This window comes from Arthrobacter sp. AOP29-A2-19, from assembly GCF_058138025.1.
Map to the genome: position 1 here is coordinate 1,471,100 of NZ_CM176894.1, position 18,039 is coordinate 1,489,138.

Genomic DNA, 18,039 nt, shown 5'->3' on the forward strand with positions numbered 1-18,039 from the left:
CCGCCTCCCCCAACAATCAAAGAGGTCTCTGGCTCCAATTACTTGGAGCCAGAGACCCTATCAACCGCACCAGCATCTACCGCCTAGAAGGCCCAGTCCTCGTCCTCGGTGTTCACGGCCTTGCCGATGACGTAGGACGATCCCGACCCGGAGAAGAAGTCGTGGTTCTCGTCGGCGTTCGGGCTCAGCGCCGAGAGGATCGCCGGGTTCACGTCCGTGACGGAGGACGGGAACATCGCCTCGTAGCCCAAGTTCATCAGGGCCTTGTTGGCGTTGTAGTGCAGGAACTTCTTGACGTCCTCGCTCAGGCCCACGCCGTCGTACAGGTCGTGCGTGTACTGGACCTCGTTCTCGTAGAGCTCGAACAGCAGCTCGAACGTGTAGTCCTTCAGCTCCTGCTTGCGCTCCTCGCTCAGGGACTCGATGCCCTTCTGGAACTTGTAGCCGATGTAGTACCCGTGGACGGCCTCGTCGCGGATGATCAGGCGGATGAGGTCGGCCGTGTTGGTGAGCTTGGCCCGCGAGGACCAGTACATCGGCAGGTAGAACCCCGAGTAGAAGAGGAACGACTCCAGCAGCGTGGAGGCGATCTTCTTCTTCAGCGGATCGTCGCCGTGGTAGTAGCCCTCGACGATGCGCGCCTTCTTCTGCAGGTTCTCGTTCTCCGTGGACCAACGGAACGCGTCGTCGATCTCCTTCGTGGAGGCGAGCGTGGAGAAGATCGAGGAGTAGCTCTTGGCGTGCACGGACTCCATAAACGCGATGTTCGTGTAGACGGCCTCCTCGTGCGGGGTGATCGCGTCCGGGATCAGCGACACGGCGCCGACGGTGCCCTGGAGCGTGTCCAGAAGCGTGAGGCCCGTGAAGACGCGCATGGTGAGCAGCTTCTCGGCCTCGGTCAGCGTTCCCCAGGACTGGACGTCGTTGGACAGCGGCACCTTTTCGGGCAGCCAGAAGTTGTTGACGAGCCGGTTCCACACCTCGACGTCCTTCTCGTCCTGGATGCGGTTCCAGTTGATCGCTTCGACGTGGCTGAGCAGCTTGACCTTCTCGGTCATGTCATCCCCTGACTTTCCTTGAGCATTGCGAAGGGTGGTTCGATTTTACGCGTACGACGGCGGGTGGGCACCCGCCGTCGTACGTTGCGCCGGCGGCGACTACAGCATGCAGGAGACGCAGCCCTCGACCTCGGTGCCCTCCAGTGCGAGCTGGCGGAGACGGATGTAGTAGAGCGTCTTGATGCCCTTGCGCCATGCGTAGATCTGCGCCTTGTTGATGTCGCGCGTGGTGGCCGTGTCCTTGAAGAACAGCGTCAGCGACAGGCCCTGGTCCACGTGCTGCGTGGCGACGGCGTACGTGTCGATGATCTTCTCGTAGCCGATCTCGTACGCGTCCGCGTAGTACTCCAGGTTGTCGTTGTCCAGGTAGGGCGCCGGGTAGTAGACGCGCCCGATCTTGCCCTCCTTGCGGATCTCGATCTTCGACGCCACCGGGTGGATCGACGAGGTCGAGTTGTTGATGTAGGAGATCGATCCGGTCGGCGGGACCGCCTGCAGGTTCTGGTTGTAGATGCCGTGCTCCATGACGGAGGCCTTCAGCTCCAACCAGTCCTGCTCGGTGGGGATGTGGATCCCGTCGAAGAGCTCGCGGACGCGCTCGGTCTGAGGGGTCCACTCCTGGTCCGTGTACTTGTCGAAGAACTCGCCGGAGGCGTACTTCGACTCGGCGAAGCCGCCGAAGGTCTCGCCCTTCTCCATGGAGAGGCGGTTGGACGAGCGCAGGGCGTGGAACAGCACCGTGTAGAAGTAGATGTTGGTGAAGTCCAACCCCTCCTCGGAGCCGTAGTGGACCCGCTCGCGCGCCAGGTAGCCGTGCAGGTTCATCTGGCCGAGGCCGATGGCGTGCGACTGCAGGTTGCCCTCGGCGATCGACGGCACCGAGCCGATGTAGGACATGTCCGAGACCGCGCTCAGCGCGCGGATGGCCGTCTCGACCGAGGCGCCGAGGTCCGGAGAGTCCATGGTCTTGGCGATGTTCATCGAACCGAGGTTGCAGGAAATGTCCTTGCCGACGACCTCGTAGCCCAGGTCGTCCCCGTACACGGACGGCGAGGACACCTGCAGGATCTCAGAGCAGAGGTTGCTCATGGTGATCTTGCCCTTGATCGGGTTGGCGCGGTTCACCGTGTCTTCGAACATCAGGTACGGGTAGCCGGACTCGAACTGGATCTCGGCCAGGGTCTGGAAGAACTCGCGGGCGCTGATCTTCGTCTTCTTGATCCGCGCGTCGTCGACCATCTCGTAGTACTTTTCCGTGACGGAGATGTCGGAGAAGGGGACACCGTAGACGCGCTGCACGTCGTACGGGGAGAACAGGTACATGTCCTCGTTCTTCTTGGCGAGCTCGAACGTGATGTCCGGGATCACGACGCCGAGGGACAGCGTCTTGATGCGGATCTTCTCGTCGGCGTTCTCGCGCTTGGTGTCCAGGAACCGGTAGATGTCCGGGTGGTGCGCGTGGAGGTACACCGCGCCGGCACCCTGGCGGGCGCCGAGCTGGTTGGCGTAGGAGAAGCTGTCCTCGAGGAGCTTCATCACGGGGATCACGCCGGAGGACTGGTTCTCGATCTGCTTGATCGGCGCGCCGTACTCGCGGATGTTCGTCAGCGACAGGGCCACGCCGCCGCCGCGCTTGGAGAGCTGCAGCGAGGAGTTGATGCCGCGGGCGATCGACTCCATGTTGTCCTCGATGCGCAGGAGGAAGCAGGAGACAAGCTCGCCGCGCTGCTTCTTGCCGGCGTTGAGGAATGTCGGGGTGGCCGGCTGGAACCGGCCGTCGATGATCTCGTCGACAAGCTGTGTGGCGAGCTCTTCGTCGCCGCGTGCCAGGTGCAGGGCGACCATGCACACACGGTCCTCGTAGCGCTCGAGGTAGCGCTTTCCGTCGAACGTCTTGAGCGTGTACGACGTGTAGAACTTGAAGGCGCCGAGGAACGTCTCGAAGCGGAACTTCTTCTTGTACGCACGGGAGAAAAGGTCGCGCACGAAGTTCATCGTGTACTGGTCCAGCGTCTCGCGCTCGTAGTAGTCGTGCTTGAGGAGGTACTCGAGCTTCTCGTCGAGATCGTGGAAGAACACGGTGTTGTTGTTGACGTGCTGCAGGAAGTACTGGCGCGCCGCGGCGCGGTCGGCGCTGAACTGGATGCGGCCGTCCTGGCCGTAGAGGTTCAGCATTGCGTTGAGCTCGTGGTAGCCAAGCCCCTCGAATGAGGCGGGCATTTCCTTGCCGTCCGTGGTCACGGCCGACTCTGCGACTGTTGTGTCCAAAACTGTTCCAATCCTTGGCGTACGAGGTCCACGTCTTCAGGCGTGCCCATGAGTTCAAATCTGTAGAGGAGCGGAACGTCGCACTTGGCGGAGATCTTTCGTGCCGCCAGGCAGTAGGCCGTTCCGAAGTTGGTGTTTCCGGCGCCGATCACGCCGCGGAGCAGGCTCCTGTTCCGCGGATTGTTCAGAAACCGCATGACCTGCGGGGGAATCGAGTGGCGCCCCTCCTCCCCACCGTAGGTGGGGAGGACCAGGACGTAGGGGCGGGTTGCCACGAGTTCCGGCTCGCTCGCGTACAGCGGGATCCGCGCGGACTCGATGCCCAGCTTCTCGACGAACCGCTGCGTGTACCCGGAGATCGAGGAGAAGTGGACCAGCGCCGTGTCCGTGGTGGTCGGCCCGGCCGCCTCTTCGCCCCGCCCTCGCGGGGGCCGGCCGGGGGCCACCGTTGCGGCTAGTGGCATCGGAACCGCCTTGTCGACGTGGTGGGTGTTTGTCGCCTAGGCGACGGCGGACGCCGCGGCCAGCGCCAGCTCGTTGATCTTGTCCGGGCGGAAACCGGACCAGTGGTCTGCCTCGGTGATGACGACCGGGGCCTGCATGTACCCGAGCGCCCGGACGCGCTCCAGCGCCTCCGGATCCTGCGAGATGTCCACGCTCTGGTAGGCAATGCCCTTCTTGTCCAGTGCGCGGTAGGTTGCGTTGCATTGGACGCATGCTGGCTTCGTGTAAACCGTGACGGTCATGGCCGTGATCCCCTCGTGCGGAAAGTCTGATATATGTGCTGCCGGCCCGGTCCTCCGGCGTTCTCGACGACGGTCGGAAAGGGGCGGTTTCGGGTTGTTTCCCGTGCCGACCCCTTAGGCCGCTCCAGCGATTTCAATACTACATGTTGTGCAAGCCGGGCGCGTTGACCCCTAGATGATGTATTACAAGTATGTCATTCGTGGACCCGGTAGTCCACAGCCCGTGTGGAGAAAGGCGGACATTTTTCCCGCGGGAATCCGCCCTTTTGCCGTCGTCGTCCACAGGCTGTGGAGTGGTCGTGCACAGCTCGGGGAACCAGCGTGTCGCCCGCGGCTCGGCGTGTCGCGTGAGGGGCCCGAGAGGTGTCGCCGCGGCGGCGCAAACGCGCCCCCGCGGCCGCGACGGAGTCGGGGGCCTCGCCTCGCCCGACGGCCGGGCCCATGACAACAAAAAGCACCCCGGTCATAAGACCGGGGTGCCGTGCCCTGGGGCACTTGTTCGGTGGAGGTAAGGGGATTCGAACCCCTGACCTTCTGCATGCCATGCAGACGCGCTACCAACTGCGCCATACCCCCGAACGGAGGCCGTCCGTCCGGATCAATCCGGTGGACAACTCATCCATCATAGGGCACCACAAATACGCCGCGCAAATCAGCGGCGCGGGTCTAGCTGTGGGCGGTGCCGCCCGGGCTCGACTCGGGGGCGCCGTCGACGTCCTCCTGGTCCGCCCCGTTGGCGGAAGCGCCGTCGAGTGAGGGCGCGGCGCCGTCCGGCTGGGCCGCGGACTTGCCGGCCTCGCCCGTGGTGGGCAGCTCGATCAGCGGGCAGTCGCTCCACAGTCGGTCCAGGGCGTAGAAGACCCGGTCCTCGTCGTGCTGGACGTGGATGACGACGTCGAGGTAGTCGAGGAGCACCCAGCGGCCCTCGCCCCGGCCCTCGCGGCGCACGGGGCGGAGGTCCATCGACTCGCCGAGCGCGTGCTCGATCCCGTCGACAATGGCGTTGACCTGGCGCTCGCTGGACGCGGAGGCGATCAGGAAGGCGTCGGTGATCCCCAGGCGTTCGCTGACGTCGAGCGCCACGAGGTTTTCGGCGAGTTTGTCCGCGGCGGCGAGCGCTGCGGTGCGGATGACTTCGAGGGAGTGATCTGTAGCGGTCACTGTGCTCCTTGTGGTTGGTGTCGCTGGCGGCAATTGACGCCTAGCGTGAGTTGACGATCAAGATCAATCCGGTCACGAGGGCGGCGCCCCCGAGGACCAGCGATCCAAGGACGACGAGCGCGAGCCGGTTGGCCCGCCGCACGCCGGCGGTCAAGTAGTCGAGTGGATCCAGTCCCTGCGCCTTGTCGGCCCTCAGTGGTGTGGCTCCGGCCGCCGGAAGCGGCGTGTCGGCACGGCCGGCCGCCGCGGGCGGGGGCTCCCGGGGCCCCGGGGAGGAAGCCCGTGGAGCGGTCTCCGATGGCGCTCCGGTCCCGGGCGCCAGTTCCAGCCTGAACCCACTGGTCTGCGGGCCCCTGATCCCGGTGTTGGCCAGGTCCTTCTCCGCCTGCGGATCCCGGAGTTGTTTCATGGCCCCCGTGAAGGGGTCCGATCCCACGCGCTGGATCCCGTCCGCGTTGGACTGCTCCAACCTTCTACGCTCGGCGACGCGTTGGCCGATGACGGCCGCGCGCACGGCATGCTCTCGCTGCGCAGCGAGCCGCTCCAGGTCCAGCAGTCCTGTCTCGTCGGTGCCGACGGCACCGTGCGCGTCGACTCCGTCCGTGTCGGCGGCGGACTGCCGTCGTCTGGCGGCCAGCGCCGCCTCGACGCTCATTTCGCTCTCCGTTGTCGCATGCCCGACCGGTCTGTCCCCGCCGCGTTGCGCCGGGCCCCGATCCGCGCCGGAAGAAGTGGTGGACACCGCGGGAAGCCGACTCGCGGCGGCCTCGGCCGCGCCCGACGCCTGCAGGCGAAGCTGTCGGCGCGTGAGCGGGGCGGGGTCCTCCCCTGCCCCCGTACTGGGCTCCAGCCCTGCCACCGCCCGGCGCTGCGCGCGGAGCGCCTCGCGGTCCCTGGCGCGCTCCAGCGAGGTGCGTTCGGTGGAGCCGGGGAGCGCGTCGAGCGGAGCGTCCGCCGCGCGGCGGGAGCGGATGGACTGCCCGGCGCCGGAGGACGCGTCTCCCCCGCTTTCCGGCGAACGGTCCCGAGTTGTGGACGGACTCGTCGACGGAGACGACGGGCCGGGCCCGGCGTCGGCGCGCACCGAGGTTCGGGCCGTCTCCCCGGCCCTCCGCTGCTCGCGCAGGGACCGACGGCTTACCGCGGACCCTTGGTCGTCGCTCATGCTGTCCATTCCCGGCTAGGCGCTGTCGGCGCCGCCGTCGTCACTATACAACTCGTACTTGGCGATGTACTGGACCACCCCGTCCGGCACCAGGTACCAGACCGGCTTGTGGACCTTGACCCTGTGCCTGCAGGCCGTGGAGGAGATCGCCATGGCGGGAACCTCCAGCAGGCTGACGTCTTGCCGTCCCAGGTCCGGCAGTTCGTGCCCGGGCCGCGTGACGCCGACGAAGTGCGCCAGGCTCCACAGCTCGTCGATGTCCTTCCAGGAGAGGATCTGTGCCATCGCGTCCGCCCCCGTGATAAAGAACAGTTCGGCGTCCGGGCGGAGCCGGCGCAGGTCGCGGAGGGTATCGATGGTGTAGGTCTGTCCCGGGCGGTCGATGTCCACCCGGCTGACCGTGAACCTGGGGTTCGACGCCGTGGCGACCACGGTCATCAGGTAGCGGTGCTCGGAATCGGTGACGTCTCGATCCGACTTCTGCCAGGGCCTGCCCGTGGGAACGAACACAACCTCGTCCAAGCCGAACTCGGCGGCAACCTCGCTGGCCGCCACCAAGTGGCCGTGGTGGATGGGATCGAAGGTTCCGCCCATAACACCGAGGCGGAGCGGCCTTGAGGACCCCTCCGCCGCCGCCCTGCTAGTGATGTTCGACGCCGTGCTTGTTGGCGTGCTGGCGGTGCGCGTCGGGGATCTCGGCGTGCGCCTCGTGGCGGCGGCCCACGTTCGAGAAGGAAACGGTCACCAGGAGCAGCAGGAGGAACAGTGCCATGATGCTCCCGCCGACCAACAGTGCGGCTCCGGTTGCGGACTCCGCTTCGGCCTCCACGGCGGTGGCCAGCACGGTTGCGAACTGCTGAGTGAGCATGTTTCTCCTAGATTGGTTCATCCGCACGGCCCGGGTGGAACCGGCGCACGGAAGTTGTAGCTGCTTGGCCTCTATCGTACCTATTCAGCCAAGCCTCTACGAACGGACGTGGCCGTCGCCTTGGACGATCCACTTGGTGGTGGTGAGCTCGCGCAGCCCCATGGGACCGCGCGCGTGCATCTTTTGCGTCGAGATGCCCACCTCCGCCCCCAGGCCCAGCTGTCCCCCGTCCGTGAAGCGGGTGGACGCGTTGACGATCACCGCCGCGGAGTCGACCTCCGCGATGAACCGCTCGGCGTTGGCGAGGCTGTTGGTGAGGATGGCTTCGGTGTGGCCGGTGGACCAGCGCCGGATGTGCTCCAACGCGTCGTCGAGGGAATCGACGACGGCCACGGCAAGGTCCAGGTTCATGTACTCGGTCCCCCAGTCGTCCTCGGTCGCGGGGACGGTGGGGGTGTCCCCGGCAAGCACTGCCGCGCGGGGGTCCGCGTGGAGCCGGACGCCCGCGGCGGACAGTGCCGCCAGGACGGTGGGCGCCGCGGAAGATGCCGGGTGGATCAGGAGCGTCTCGACCGTGTTGCAGACCGACGGGCGCTGCGTCTTGGCGTTGAGCAGGATGTCTACGGCGGCCCGGACGTCCGCGGACTCGTCCAGGAAGATGTGGACGTTGCCCTCCCCCGTCTCGATGACGGGAACCTTGGCGTTCTGCACGACCGACTGGATCAGGGAGCGCCCTCCGCGGGGAATCAGCACGTCGACCTTGCCCCGGGCGCCCATCAGTGCGTTCGCGCCGTCACGGCCGTACTCGTCGACGCTCTGCACGGCGTCCGCGGGCAGGCCGGCGTCGCGCAGGGCGTCGCGGATCAGGTGCAGCAACGCGCGGTTGGTCTCGGCGGCGGCCGATCCACCGCGCAGCATCACGGCGTTGCCGCTCTTGAGCGCGAGCCCCGCGATGTCGACCGTGACGTTCGGCCGGGCCTCGTAGATGGCGCCGACCACACCCATGGGGACGCGCACCTGCCGCATGCGCAGGCCGTTGGGAAGTGTCTGGCCCCGCAGCACGCCACCCACGGGGTCCGGCAGCGACGCCAACTCCTGAAGCGCCAAGATGAGCCCGTCGATACGCGCGTCGTCGAGGCGGAGCCGGTCCAGCAAGGCCTCCGACGTGCCGGCCGCGCGTTCGCGGTCCACGTCCCGGCGGTTGGCCTTGAGCACGGCGCGTCGCTGGGTGTCCAGCGCCCGGCCGATGGACGCGAGGCCGCGGTCCTTCCAGTCGCGGTTGGCGCGCGCCAGGTGTCGCGACGCCGCGCGGGCACGGTCCGCCATGGCGTCCACTGCCTGTGCGGCCTCGGCGGATCCGCTCGACGCCCCCGGGACCGCTCCGCTCTCCGAGACCGGAGGGGTGGGCGCGGCGGCGGATTGTTCGTCGGCGAGCGGGGATTTTGCGGCGTGGTGGACATCCTGGGTCATGTCGCCAGTTTAGTCCCGCGCCGCGCCGGGGCCGGCATGTTGCGACGCCAATCGACGGCGGTACCGCCCCTAGACCACGACCAGGTCGTCGATGTGGACGACCTCGCGCTCGTAGTGCGGCCCGAGGTTGCGGGCTAGCTCGCGCGTGCTGCGCCCCAGCATTTCCGGAAGCTCCTGGGACGAGTAGTTGACCAGACCCCGGGCCACAACGCGGCCGGCGTTGTCCGCGATCTCCACGGGATCCCCGGCTTCGAAGTCACCGTCCACAGCCGTGATGCCGGCGGGCAGCAGGGACCTCACGCCGGACGAGACCGCCGCGACGGCCCCGTCGTCGAGGACCAGGCGGCCGCGGGTGCTCGCCAGGTGGGCCAGCCACAGGAGGCGGGCGGGGCGGCGGTTTCCCCTGGAGGAGAACCAGGTGCCGACGTCTTCGCCCGCCAGGGCCCGGGCGGCGTTGTCGGTGGAGGTGACCAACGCGGGAATGCCCGATTCGGCGGCCATCGTGGCGGCCTCGACCTTGGTGGCCATGCCCCCGGTTCCTACCCCGGCCTTGCCGGCGTTCCCGATCAGCACTCCGTCGAGGTCTTCCGCCGAGTCAACCCGGGGGATCCTGGTGGCGCCCGCGGTGGGCGGCCCGTCGTAGAGCGCGTCGACGTCGGAGAGGAGGACCAGGGCGTCGGCCTTCACCAAGTGGGCCACCAGCGCGGCGAGGCGGTCGTTGTCCCCGAAGCGGATCTCGTGCGTGGCCACGGTGTCGTTCTCATTCACGACGGGAACGACGCCGAGGGTGAGCAGGCGGCTGAGGGCGCGGAAGGCGTTCGCGTACTGCTGCCTGCGGATCAGGTCGTCGGCGGTGAGCAGAACCTGGCTTACGTTGACGCCGTGGGCGCCGAACGCCTGCGTATAGCGCGCCATCAGCAGGCCCTGTCCCACGCTGGCGGCAGCCTGCTGGGTGGCCAGATCGCGTGGCCGGCGCGCCAGCCCCAACGGCGCCAGCCCTGCGGCGATGGCTCCGGAGGAGACCAGGATGAGTTCGGTGCCGGCGTTGCGGACCGCGGCCAGCCGATCCACAAGCGAGGCCAGGGCCCCCTCGGAGATGCCGCCCCCGATGGTTGTCAGCGAGGAGGAGCCCACCTTCACCACCACCCGGCGCGCGCGGGCCAGGTCCGCCGGCTCCGTGACCGCCGACGGTTTCCGGTTCTCCCGCATGGCTACTCGCCGTCTGCCGACGGACGCTGCTGGTGCTTGTGGTTGACGGACTCCGTCCAGATGCCTGCCTTGCGTTCAGCCTCAAGCTCTTGGCGCGCCGCCTCACGGCGGTCCTTGCGGTCCTGGTGGTCTTGGCGCTTCTGTTCGCGCGTCGGACGGTTGAGCTCTTCGAGGCGCACGTCGTGGCCGCGCCGCGAGCCGAGCAGTTCCGCGCCGGCCGCCATGGTGGGCTCCCAGTCGAAGACGACGCCGTCGTAGTCGTCGCCGATGACCACGGCGTCGCCGGGCTTGGCGCCCATGCGGAACAGCTTGTCCTCGACACCCAGCTTGGCGAGCCGGTCCGCCAGGTAGCCGACGGCCTCGTCGTTGGTGAAGTCGGTCTGCTTGACCCAGCGGATCGGCTTCTCGCCGAGGACGCGGAAGAGCGGTTCGAGGTTGCGCTCCTCGCGGCGGATGTCGAAGCCCTTGGAGTTGACGGCGCGCGGACGGACGACCTGCACCGGCGCGATCGGCGGGGCGGCCTCGATGAGCGCGCGCGCCTCCTCGACCAGGCCGGCCATCGCGAACGTCAGCTCGCGCAGGCCCGTGCGGCTCAGCGCGGAGACCTCGAAGACGCGGTAGCCGCGCTTTTCGAGTTCCGGGCGCACGAATCGTGCCATCTCGTCGCCGTCCGGCATGTCCACCTTGTTGAGGGCGACCAGGCGGGGGCGTTCGTTCAGCGGAACGATCTGGCCGTCGGCGCCGGCGAAGCTGGAGTCGACCTCGTAAGCGTCGAGCTCGGCCTGGATGGTGTCCAGGTCGGAGATGGGATCGCGGTCCGATTCGAGCGTGCCGCAGTCCAACACGTGCACGAGCGCCGCGCAGCGCTCGACGTGCCGAAGGAACTCGTGGCCGAGGCCCCGTCCCTCGCTCGCGCCGGGGATGAGTCCGGGGACGTCGGCGACCGTGAAGCGGACGTCGCCGGCCTGGACCACGCCAAGGTTGGGCACAAGCGTGGTGAAGGGGTAGTCGGCGATCTTCGGGCGCGCGGCCGAGATCGCCGCGATCAGGCTGGACTTGCCGGCGGACGGATAGCCCACCAGGGCGATGTCCGCGACCGTCTTGAGCTCGAGGACGATGTCCCGCCCCGTGCCTGCGATCCCCAGGAGCGCGAAGCCGGGAGCCTTGCGCTTCTGCGAGGACAGGGCGGCGTTGCCGAGCCCGCCCAAGCCGCCGGAGGCGGCGACGAACTCGCTGCCCTCGCCAACGAGGTCCGCGAGGATGGTGCCGTCGGGGCTCTTGACGACCGTGCCCTCGGGGACCGGGAGGATGAGCGTCTCGCCGTGGCGGCCCGGACGCATGTCTCCCTTGCCGCCTTCACCGTTGCTGGCGTGGCGGTGCGGGGCGTGGTGGTAGTCCAGAAGCGTGGTTGTCTGCTGGTCCACACGCAGAATGACGTCCCCGCCGTTGCCGCCGGCGCCGCCATCGGGGCCTCCCAGCGGCTTGAACTTCTCACGCTTGATGGAGACACAGCCGTGGCCTCCGGTTCCACCGGATACGTGAAGGACCACGCGGTCTATAAACGCTGCCACTGCCGGGACTCCTCAATAGGGTGTGCCACCAGGGTGGCGGCACGGTGATGCTGAAATACGACTGGAGGGCGGGCCGAACGGCCCACCCTCCAGTCTAGTAAAACTTGGTTTCGCCGTACTAACTAGTCGGCGGCCACGATGTTCACAACGCGGCGGCCACGGCGAGTACCGAACTCGACGGCGCCGGCGGCGAGGGCGAACAGGGTGTCGTCGCCTCCGCGGCCAACGTTGGCTCCCGGGTGGAAGTGGGTGCCGCGCTGGCGAACGATGATCTCGCCAGCGGAAACCACCTGCCCGCCGAAGCGCTTCACGCCCAGGTACTGAGCGTTGGAGTCGCGGCCGTTGCGAGTGGAACTCGCGCCCTTCTTATGTGCCATTGAATGTGCCTACCTTCAAATCGGGGGGAAACTGGTCTCCGGCGCCTTAGGCGATGGAGGTGACCTTGACCTTCGTCAGCGCGGAACGGAATCCCTGGCGCTTCTTGTAGCCGGTCTTGTTCTTGAACTTCTGGATGACAATCTTCGGGCCACGGAGGTTCTCAAGAACCTCGGCGGTCACCGTAACCTTGGCCAATTCATTGGCTGCGGACGTCACCTTGTCGCCATCGACCAGAAGCAGGGCTGGGAGCTCAATGGTGCCGCCAGCTGCCACGGGGACGCGGTCAAGGGTTACGAAGTCTCCAACAGAGACTTTTTCCTGGCGGCCGCCAGCGCGGACAATCGCGTACACCACTTTGGTACTCACTTCTCTCGACGTTTATTACTCTAACTGCGCATAAGGCACCCAAAACAGAAAGCTCCGGGTTTGCGCCGTGCTGTCACGCCGAGCGGAAATTCCGATTAGCTGGCGTTCGCACCGAAGATCAAGATTACGCTAGTTCGGCCCGCCGGGGCAAATACACGCTGCCCCGGCGAGTCGTCAAGGGCCTCTGACCTAAAGCTCGGAGGCGGGGACGCCGACTCCAAGAACCATGGGTTCCGATCCCGCGCCGGTCGCCGGGGACGCCTTGGCGGCTGTCTCCAGCTTCGCCACGTGGGACGTGCCGGCCGCGGCGGGGCTCCGCGATCCGTCCGAGGAGCTCTCGATCGGGGTGTCTCCCGATCCCTGCGCGCTGCTCGCGGAGCGGTTGCGCCGGACACGGCGGGGTCGCTCCTGCGGCGCCTGCGGGGCCGCAGGAGCGATTTCCGGGCGGACCGGTCCCGCGCCGGAGTCGGCCACGGTTGTGGCGTCCTCGCGGCGCGGAGCCTGGCGGGCCTCCCCCGAGACCGTCGCCGGGGCTTCGGACGTGGGATGCTGCGGCTCGTTCCGGCCGCCGCGCCGCGAACCGCCGCGGCCTTCGGCGGCGCGCGCCTCCCGCTGCACCGGGGAGTGCTGCTCTGGCGCGGCCGGCGCCTCGGCGGGCGCGCCGAAGGCGGCGGAAAGTGATTCCAACGTCAGCGACGGTGCCTGGGCGGGCGACGAGGCCCGGCGCCTGCGGCGCGAGCGCGGCAGTCGGACTTCCTCACCGGCGATGCGCAGCACCTGATCGCTCTCCCGCTCCGACTCCGACTCCGGGGCCTCCCCCGGCACCGGGTCCGCCGGGGCCTCCGCGGACACCGCGGCGGCCTCGGGGTGGGCGTCGTGCTCGTGCGCGGCAAGAGCCGCCGCGGCGATGGACGCGAACGCTGCGCGCGCCGCCGTTGCCTTCGCCTCGCGCTCGGGGTCTTCCTGGGCGGCCGGCGCAGCATGCTGCGGGGCCTCCGCCACGGCCTCGTCCTTGTCCGAACCGCGACGGCGGCGGCGTTCCTGCCGCGGCGCGCGATCGGCGCGTGGTCCGGAGGTCGCCTCGGCCTGGGACGGGAACGACCTGCGGTGCTCGACCGGCTCCTCGTGGGTCACGACGCCGCGGCCGTTGCAGGCCTCGCAATTCTCGCTGAAGACCTCGAGCAGGCCCGTGCCCATGCGCTTGCGCGTCATCTGGACGAGCCCGAGGGACGTCACCTCTGCCACCTGGTGCTTGGTGCGGTCGCGGCCGAGGCACTCGACCAGGCGGCGCAGGACGAGGTCCCGGTTGGCCTCCAGGACCATGTCGATGAAATCGATCACGATGATGCCGCCGATGTCCCGCAGCCGCAGCTGCCGGACGATCTCCTCGGCCGCCTCGAGGTTGTTCTTGGTGACGGTCTCCTCGAGGTTGCCGCCGCTGCCGGTGAACTTGCCGGTGTTGACGTCCACCACGGTCATGGCCTCGGTCCGGTCGATGACCAGCGAACCGCCGGAGGGAAGGAAGACCTTCCGCTCGAGCGCCTTGTGGATCTGCTCGTCCAGGCGGTTGGCCGCGAAGATGTCGTCGTCGGAGGTCCACTGCTCAAGGCGCGAAAGCAGGTCCGGGGCCACATAGGTCACGTACGCCTCGATGGTGTCCCAGGCTTCCTCGCCGGAGACTATGAGCTTGGAGAAGTCCTCGTTGAAGACGTCGCGGACAACCTTGATGGTCAGGTCCGGCTCGCCGTAGAGGAGCTCCGGCGGCGCGGTCTTGGTCGACGTCGACTTCGCCTCGATGGACTCCCACTGGGCCCGGAGCCGGTTGATGTCGTTCATCAGTTCCTGCTCGCTGGCGCCCTCGGCCGCGGTGCGGACGATCACGCCGGCGTTCTCCGGAAGGTGGTCCTTCAGGATCTTCTTCAGGCGGTTGCGCTCTACGTCGGGCAGCTTGCGGGAGATGCCCGTCATGGACCCTCCGGGCACGTAGACCAGGTAGCGGCCCGGCAGCGAGATCTGGCTTGTCAGTCGGGCGCCCTTGTGTCCCACCGGGTCCTTGGTCACCTGCACCAGGACCGAATCGCCGGACTTGAGGGCGTGCTCGATGCGGCGCGGCTGTCCGTCCAGGCCGGCGACGTCCCAATTGACCTCGCCGGCGTAGAGCACGGCGTTGCGGCCCCGGCCGATGTCCACGAAGGCGGCCTCCATCGACGGGAGCACGTTCTGGACCTTGCCGACGTAGACATTGCCGATCAGCGAGTCCTGCTGCGTCTTGGACACAAAATGCTCGGCGAGGATCCCGTCCTCCAGGACACCGATCTGGATGCGGTCCTCACGCTGCCGGACAATCATCTGCCGGTCGACGGATTCGCGGCGCGCAAGGAACTCGGCCTCGGTGATGACGTGCCGTCGGCGGCCTGTCTCGCGGGACTCGCGGCGGCGCTGGCGCTTGGCCTCCAGCCGCGTGGATCCCTTGACGCTGGTCACCTTGTTGGACGGGGCCGGCTCGGCGGTGGCCGGACGCGGGCCGCGGACGCGGGTCACCGTGTTTGGCGGATCGTCGTCCTGACCACCGGTCAATTCGAGGTCGGCGTCCCCGCGCCGCCGGCGGCGACGCCGACGGGAAACCACGCCGTCGCCCTCGGGGCCGCTGCCCTCTGCTTCGTTTGCCTCGGGAGCCGCCGTCGCTTCGGCGGTCTCCTCGCGCGAACGGCCACGGCCCCGGCGGCTGCGGCGCCCGCGGGCACGACCCTCGGACTCCTCCTCGGACTCGTCCTCCGCGTCGGAGGCTTCCGCGGCCTTGGGCCGGACGGGGGCAACCACGGCGGTCAGGTCCGGCGCGTGGAAGAGGAGCGAGACGGGCGACTCGGGGACCGCGAACGGATCGGCGGCGGAGGCGGCGGGCTCGGCAGCGGGCGACTGCGCGGCCGCGGACTCTTCCTCAGGGGTAACGGGCGCGGCGGCGTCCGGGACGGAGGACTGCGCGATGGCCGTCTCCGCCGGGGCTTCGTCTTCCGTGGTCCTCTTGGAGCGGCGGGCCGGGGCCTTCCGCGTCCTGGTTGCCTTGGCCGGCGCCGCGGGCGCGTCCGAGCCCTCGGCGGGCTGCGCGACGCCGTCGGCCTGCGTTCCGCCGTCGGCCTGCGTTTCGGCGTCCGCGGGCGACGCGTCCACGGGCGCCAACCCGGCGGTGGTGGCCTCCACGGCCTCCTCCGCCGGAGCCTCGACCTTCTTGGCGCGGCTCGCGCGGCGGCGCACCGGTTTGGCCGCGGCCTCGGGAGCGGGCTGCGTCTCCGTTGCGTCGGCCGGCGCCTCCGCGGACGGAGCTTCCGGCTCGGCGACTGCGGGTTCCACAACCGTTGCCGCGTCGTCCGCGGTCTTTTTGGGCGCCGCGCGGCGGCGTGTCGCGCGCTTCGCCGGTGCGGCGGCGACGGCCGCGTCCTCCGTCGCCGTTGCGGTGCCGTCCACTGGGGCGGCACCGGTCTCGGCGGCTTCGCTCTCGATGGGCTTCGCTGCGGCCCGCTTGCGCGGTGCGCGCTTCTTCGGTGCCGGCTCGGCGACGGTGTTCTCCGTCGTTTCGTTCAGTTCTTCGTTAGTCGTTTCCATGGATGGCCATACTCCTACCCGGGAGTTCCTCCACAGCAGGGCCCGCCGGGTGCTCAGTTCGGGAACCGCGACCTGGCGGTCATCCGGTCCCCGGAAGTCAGTGTGCTATCCGCCGAGGTGCACCATCGTTGAGGGGTGCGGACGTCCCGGTGGACCAGCGGCGCTTTTCCCGGCATGCCGCTTTACGTTGCGGCAACCGTCGGCGGTCTTCAAGCGGCGCCGTTTACCAACGCCGTGAAATGATCCATCGCCCGCGGGCCTGGAAGCCTGTCGCTGGGCCGGACGGGGACTGTGGATCCTCGACCGACCGCTTTGATTGTCTCACACCGGGGGAAGTGCGCGGCGGAAGCGCCCTAGAATCGTGGAGGGCCGATCCCCGGCCCACATCGCACCCCAGCCCGTCCCGTCCCAACCCGTCCCGAGGAGATCGAGTGCCGCACGACCAGTTGCCAACGACCGGGGCATCCGCGCCCGCCCCGAATGTGGGGGCGCGCGCGGACGCGGCGCCCGCGATGGAGCGTGACCGCGTCTTCGGACTGTTTCTGGTCCTCACGGGCGCGGTGAGCTGGCTTGCCTCCGCCGTCCTGGTGCTGGAGCGCCTGGAGCTGTACAGGGACCCCGGCTACATCACCAGTTGCGACATCAATCCCTGGGTGTCGTGCGGCCGGGTGATGGAGTCGTGGCAAGCCGCCCTGTTCGGCTTCCCCAACCCGCTCATCGGAATCGTGGGTTTCGCCGTGGTGGTGACGACCGGCATGGGCATGCTGGCCGGCGCGCGCTTTGCGACGTGGTGGTGGGTGGGGTTCCAGACCGGGATCACCCTGGCGCTGGTCTTTGTGGTCTGGCTCTGGTCGCAGGCACTCTACGAAATCAACGTGCTCTGCATCTACTGCATGGTGGTCTGGGCCATGGTCGTCCCGTTGTTCGTCTATACGACGGCCAGGAACATCCTGAGGGGCGTCATCCCGGCCGGGCCGGCCCTGCGGCGCGCCGCGGCGGAGTGGCCATGGGTTGTCGTGGTCCTCCTGATCGTGCTGTGCGCCGCCTCGATCTTCTTCCGCTTTATGAACGCTTTCCTCGGATAGCCCGGCACGCTCCAGTCGCCCACGAAAAAGGGAACGACGCCGGTACTCGCACCGGCGTCGTTCCCTTTTTTGGTCCGGGCCCGCCTAGGCGAACCAGATCCCGATTTCCCGCGCGGCCGACTCGGTGGAGTCCGAACCGTGCACCAGGTTCTGCTGCACCTTCAGGCCCCAGTCGCGGCCGAGGTCGCCACGGATGGTTCCCGGTGCGGCCGTGGTCGGATCGGTCGTCCCGGCCAGGGACCGGAAACCCTCGATGGCGCGGTCGCCCTCGAAGACGGCAGCCACAACCGGGCCGGAGAGCATAAACTCCACCAGCGGCTCGTAGAACGGCTTGCCGACGTGCTCCTCGTAGTGGGCTTCGAGCAGCGCGCGGGTCGCCGCAACCTGCTTCAGCTCCACGAGCGCGTAGCCCTTGGCTTCGATGCGGGCGAGGATGGTGCCGGTGAGTTGGCGCTTGACGCCGTCCGGCTTGATGAGAACCAGGGTCCGTTCAGTGGACAAGGCGGTGCTCCTTCGATGGTGTGTGGTTGGGAAGGTGTGCCGAAGCCAGTCTAGTGCGCGGGCGGGGCGCCGCCCGCTGGCGGGCCGGCGGCGCCGTCCGGCCCCGCCGCGCCCGGCCGGCCCTTGGTCCGCGCGCCACCCGACGCGTCGGCTGCCGGCTCGCCGGGGTTCTCCGCCTCCCAGAGCTCCTGTTCGCGGTCCCGCCGGGCGTTCTCCAGGTCCATGGACCGCCCCTTGGTCACGGCATACCACCAGGTTGCCGCGAAGAGGATTCCCACGACGAACATCAGCGGTTCGATGAAGCCGGCAAGAATAAGGATCAGCTGGATGGCCCACCCGATCCAATAGCCGAGCGGACGGCGCAGCAGGGCGCAGGCCAGGACGCAGACGACCGCGAGGGCGATCCCCACCGTAAGCGTCAGGGCGGGGGCGATCCGGTCCCGGTAGAGGCCGAACACGCCCAGCGTCGCGAACAGCGCGACGAAGGCCTCCAGCGTAAGCACCGTGGACGCGAACATCACGCGGACGGAGCGGCGCTTCTTTTTCTGGCCGGGCCGCCATTCCCGTTGTGCCTTGGTCATTCGTGCCATGGT

At 68.3% G+C, this 18,039-nt stretch carries 16 protein-coding genes, 1 tRNA gene and 1 pseudogene; 1 reads left to right on the forward strand and 17 read right to left on the reverse strand.

The window, feature by feature from the left end; all coding sequences use genetic code 11:
• Positions 1 to 83: 83 nt before the first annotated feature.
• The 15 genes from nrdF to AC3ZJJ_RS06765 form a co-directional block, all read right to left on the reverse strand.
• Positions 84 to 1,058: a class 1b ribonucleoside-diphosphate reductase subunit beta gene (gene nrdF / locus AC3ZJJ_RS06695; protein WP_489894748.1), complete on the reverse strand. Its 975-nt coding sequence runs from the start codon at positions 1,056 to 1,058 to the stop codon at positions 84 to 86.
• A 99-nt stretch (positions 1,059 to 1,157) separates the two neighbouring features.
• Positions 1,158 to 3,278: a class 1b ribonucleoside-diphosphate reductase subunit alpha gene (gene nrdE, locus AC3ZJJ_RS06700; protein ID WP_489895721.1), complete on the reverse strand. Its 2,121-nt coding sequence runs from the start codon at positions 3,276 to 3,278 to the stop codon at positions 1,158 to 1,160.
• A gap of 17 nt (positions 3,279 to 3,295) precedes the next feature.
• Positions 3,296 to 3,790 (reverse strand): class Ib ribonucleoside-diphosphate reductase assembly flavoprotein NrdI, encoded by a 495-nt coding sequence (gene nrdI / locus AC3ZJJ_RS06705; protein ID WP_489894750.1) that lies wholly within the window; start codon positions 3,788 to 3,790, stop codon positions 3,296 to 3,298.
• A 36-nt stretch (positions 3,791 to 3,826) separates the two neighbouring features.
• Entirely contained in the window at positions 3,827 to 4,072 is a 246-nt protein-coding gene (gene nrdH, locus AC3ZJJ_RS06710; protein WP_489894752.1) for a glutaredoxin-like protein NrdH, read from the reverse strand.
• A gap of 503 nt (positions 4,073 to 4,575) precedes the next feature.
• Positions 4,576 to 4,648 (reverse strand) — tRNA-Ala (locus AC3ZJJ_RS06715).
• Positions 4,649 to 4,738: 90 nt separating this feature from the next.
• Positions 4,739 to 5,233, reverse strand: coding sequence for a ribosome silencing factor (rsfS, locus tag AC3ZJJ_RS06720; protein WP_489894754.1), 495 nt, complete (start codon positions 5,231 to 5,233; stop codon positions 4,739 to 4,741).
• A 40-nt stretch (positions 5,234 to 5,273) separates the two neighbouring features.
• Positions 5,274 to 6,398 (reverse strand): hypothetical protein, encoded by a 1,125-nt coding sequence (locus AC3ZJJ_RS06725; RefSeq protein ID WP_489894756.1) that lies wholly within the window; start codon positions 6,396 to 6,398, stop codon positions 5,274 to 5,276.
• A 15-nt stretch (positions 6,399 to 6,413) separates the two neighbouring features.
• Positions 6,414 to 7,046: a nicotinate-nucleotide adenylyltransferase gene (gene nadD / locus AC3ZJJ_RS06730; protein WP_489895723.1), complete on the reverse strand. Its 633-nt coding sequence runs from the start codon at positions 7,044 to 7,046 to the stop codon at positions 6,414 to 6,416.
• Positions 7,039 to 7,266, reverse strand: coding sequence for a hypothetical protein (locus AC3ZJJ_RS06735; protein ID WP_489894758.1), 228 nt, complete (start codon positions 7,264 to 7,266; stop codon positions 7,039 to 7,041). The genes nadD and AC3ZJJ_RS06735 overlap by 8 nt, the downstream gene beginning before the upstream one ends.
• Positions 7,267 to 7,362: 96 nt before the next feature.
• A complete protein-coding gene (locus tag AC3ZJJ_RS06740; protein ID WP_489894760.1) occupies positions 7,363 to 8,736 on the reverse strand; it encodes a glutamate-5-semialdehyde dehydrogenase in 1,374 nt (457 codons plus the stop codon).
• A gap of 69 nt (positions 8,737 to 8,805) precedes the next feature.
• Positions 8,806 to 9,945, reverse strand: coding sequence for a glutamate 5-kinase (gene proB, locus AC3ZJJ_RS06745; RefSeq protein ID WP_489894762.1), 1,140 nt, complete (start codon positions 9,943 to 9,945; stop codon positions 8,806 to 8,808).
• Between the two features lie 2 nt (positions 9,946 to 9,947).
• Positions 9,948 to 11,516 (reverse strand): GTPase ObgE, encoded by a 1,569-nt coding sequence (gene obgE / locus AC3ZJJ_RS06750; RefSeq protein ID WP_489894764.1) that lies wholly within the window; start codon positions 11,514 to 11,516, stop codon positions 9,948 to 9,950.
• A gap of 122 nt (positions 11,517 to 11,638) precedes the next feature.
• Positions 11,639 to 11,893 carry a 50S ribosomal protein L27 gene (rpmA, locus tag AC3ZJJ_RS06755; RefSeq protein WP_435728682.1) on the reverse strand — a complete coding sequence of 85 codons (255 nt, stop codon included), beginning with the start codon at positions 11,891 to 11,893 and terminating at the stop codon, positions 11,639 to 11,641.
• Between the two features lie 46 nt (positions 11,894 to 11,939).
• Positions 11,940 to 12,248 carry a 50S ribosomal protein L21 gene (gene rplU / locus AC3ZJJ_RS06760; protein WP_373970569.1) on the reverse strand — a complete coding sequence of 103 codons (309 nt, stop codon included), beginning with the start codon at positions 12,246 to 12,248 and terminating at the stop codon, positions 11,940 to 11,942.
• 201 nt (positions 12,249 to 12,449) lie between these two features.
• Positions 12,450 to 15,860: an Rne/Rng family ribonuclease gene (locus AC3ZJJ_RS06765; RefSeq protein ID WP_489894767.1), complete on the reverse strand. Its 3,411-nt coding sequence runs from the start codon at positions 15,858 to 15,860 to the stop codon at positions 12,450 to 12,452.
• 512 nt (positions 15,861 to 16,372) lie between these two features.
• Between AC3ZJJ_RS06765 and AC3ZJJ_RS06770 the strand changes: the two genes are divergently transcribed.
• The gene (locus tag AC3ZJJ_RS06770; RefSeq protein WP_489895725.1) at positions 16,373 to 16,945 is read left to right on the forward strand and encodes a vitamin K epoxide reductase family protein; all 573 of its coding nucleotides are present in this window, start codon (positions 16,373 to 16,375) and stop codon (positions 16,943 to 16,945) included.
• A gap of 84 nt (positions 16,946 to 17,029) precedes the next feature.
• Here the strand turns inward: AC3ZJJ_RS06770 and ndk are convergent, their stop codons facing one another.
• Positions 17,030 to 17,446, reverse strand: coding sequence for a nucleoside-diphosphate kinase (gene ndk / locus AC3ZJJ_RS06775; RefSeq protein WP_489894769.1), 417 nt, complete (start codon positions 17,444 to 17,446; stop codon positions 17,030 to 17,032).
• 164 nt (positions 17,447 to 17,610) lie between these two features.
• A pseudogene (locus AC3ZJJ_RS06780) lies at positions 17,611 to 18,036 on the reverse strand (DUF4233 domain-containing protein); the annotation flags it as partial.
• Positions 18,037 to 18,039 lie beyond the last annotated feature (3 nt).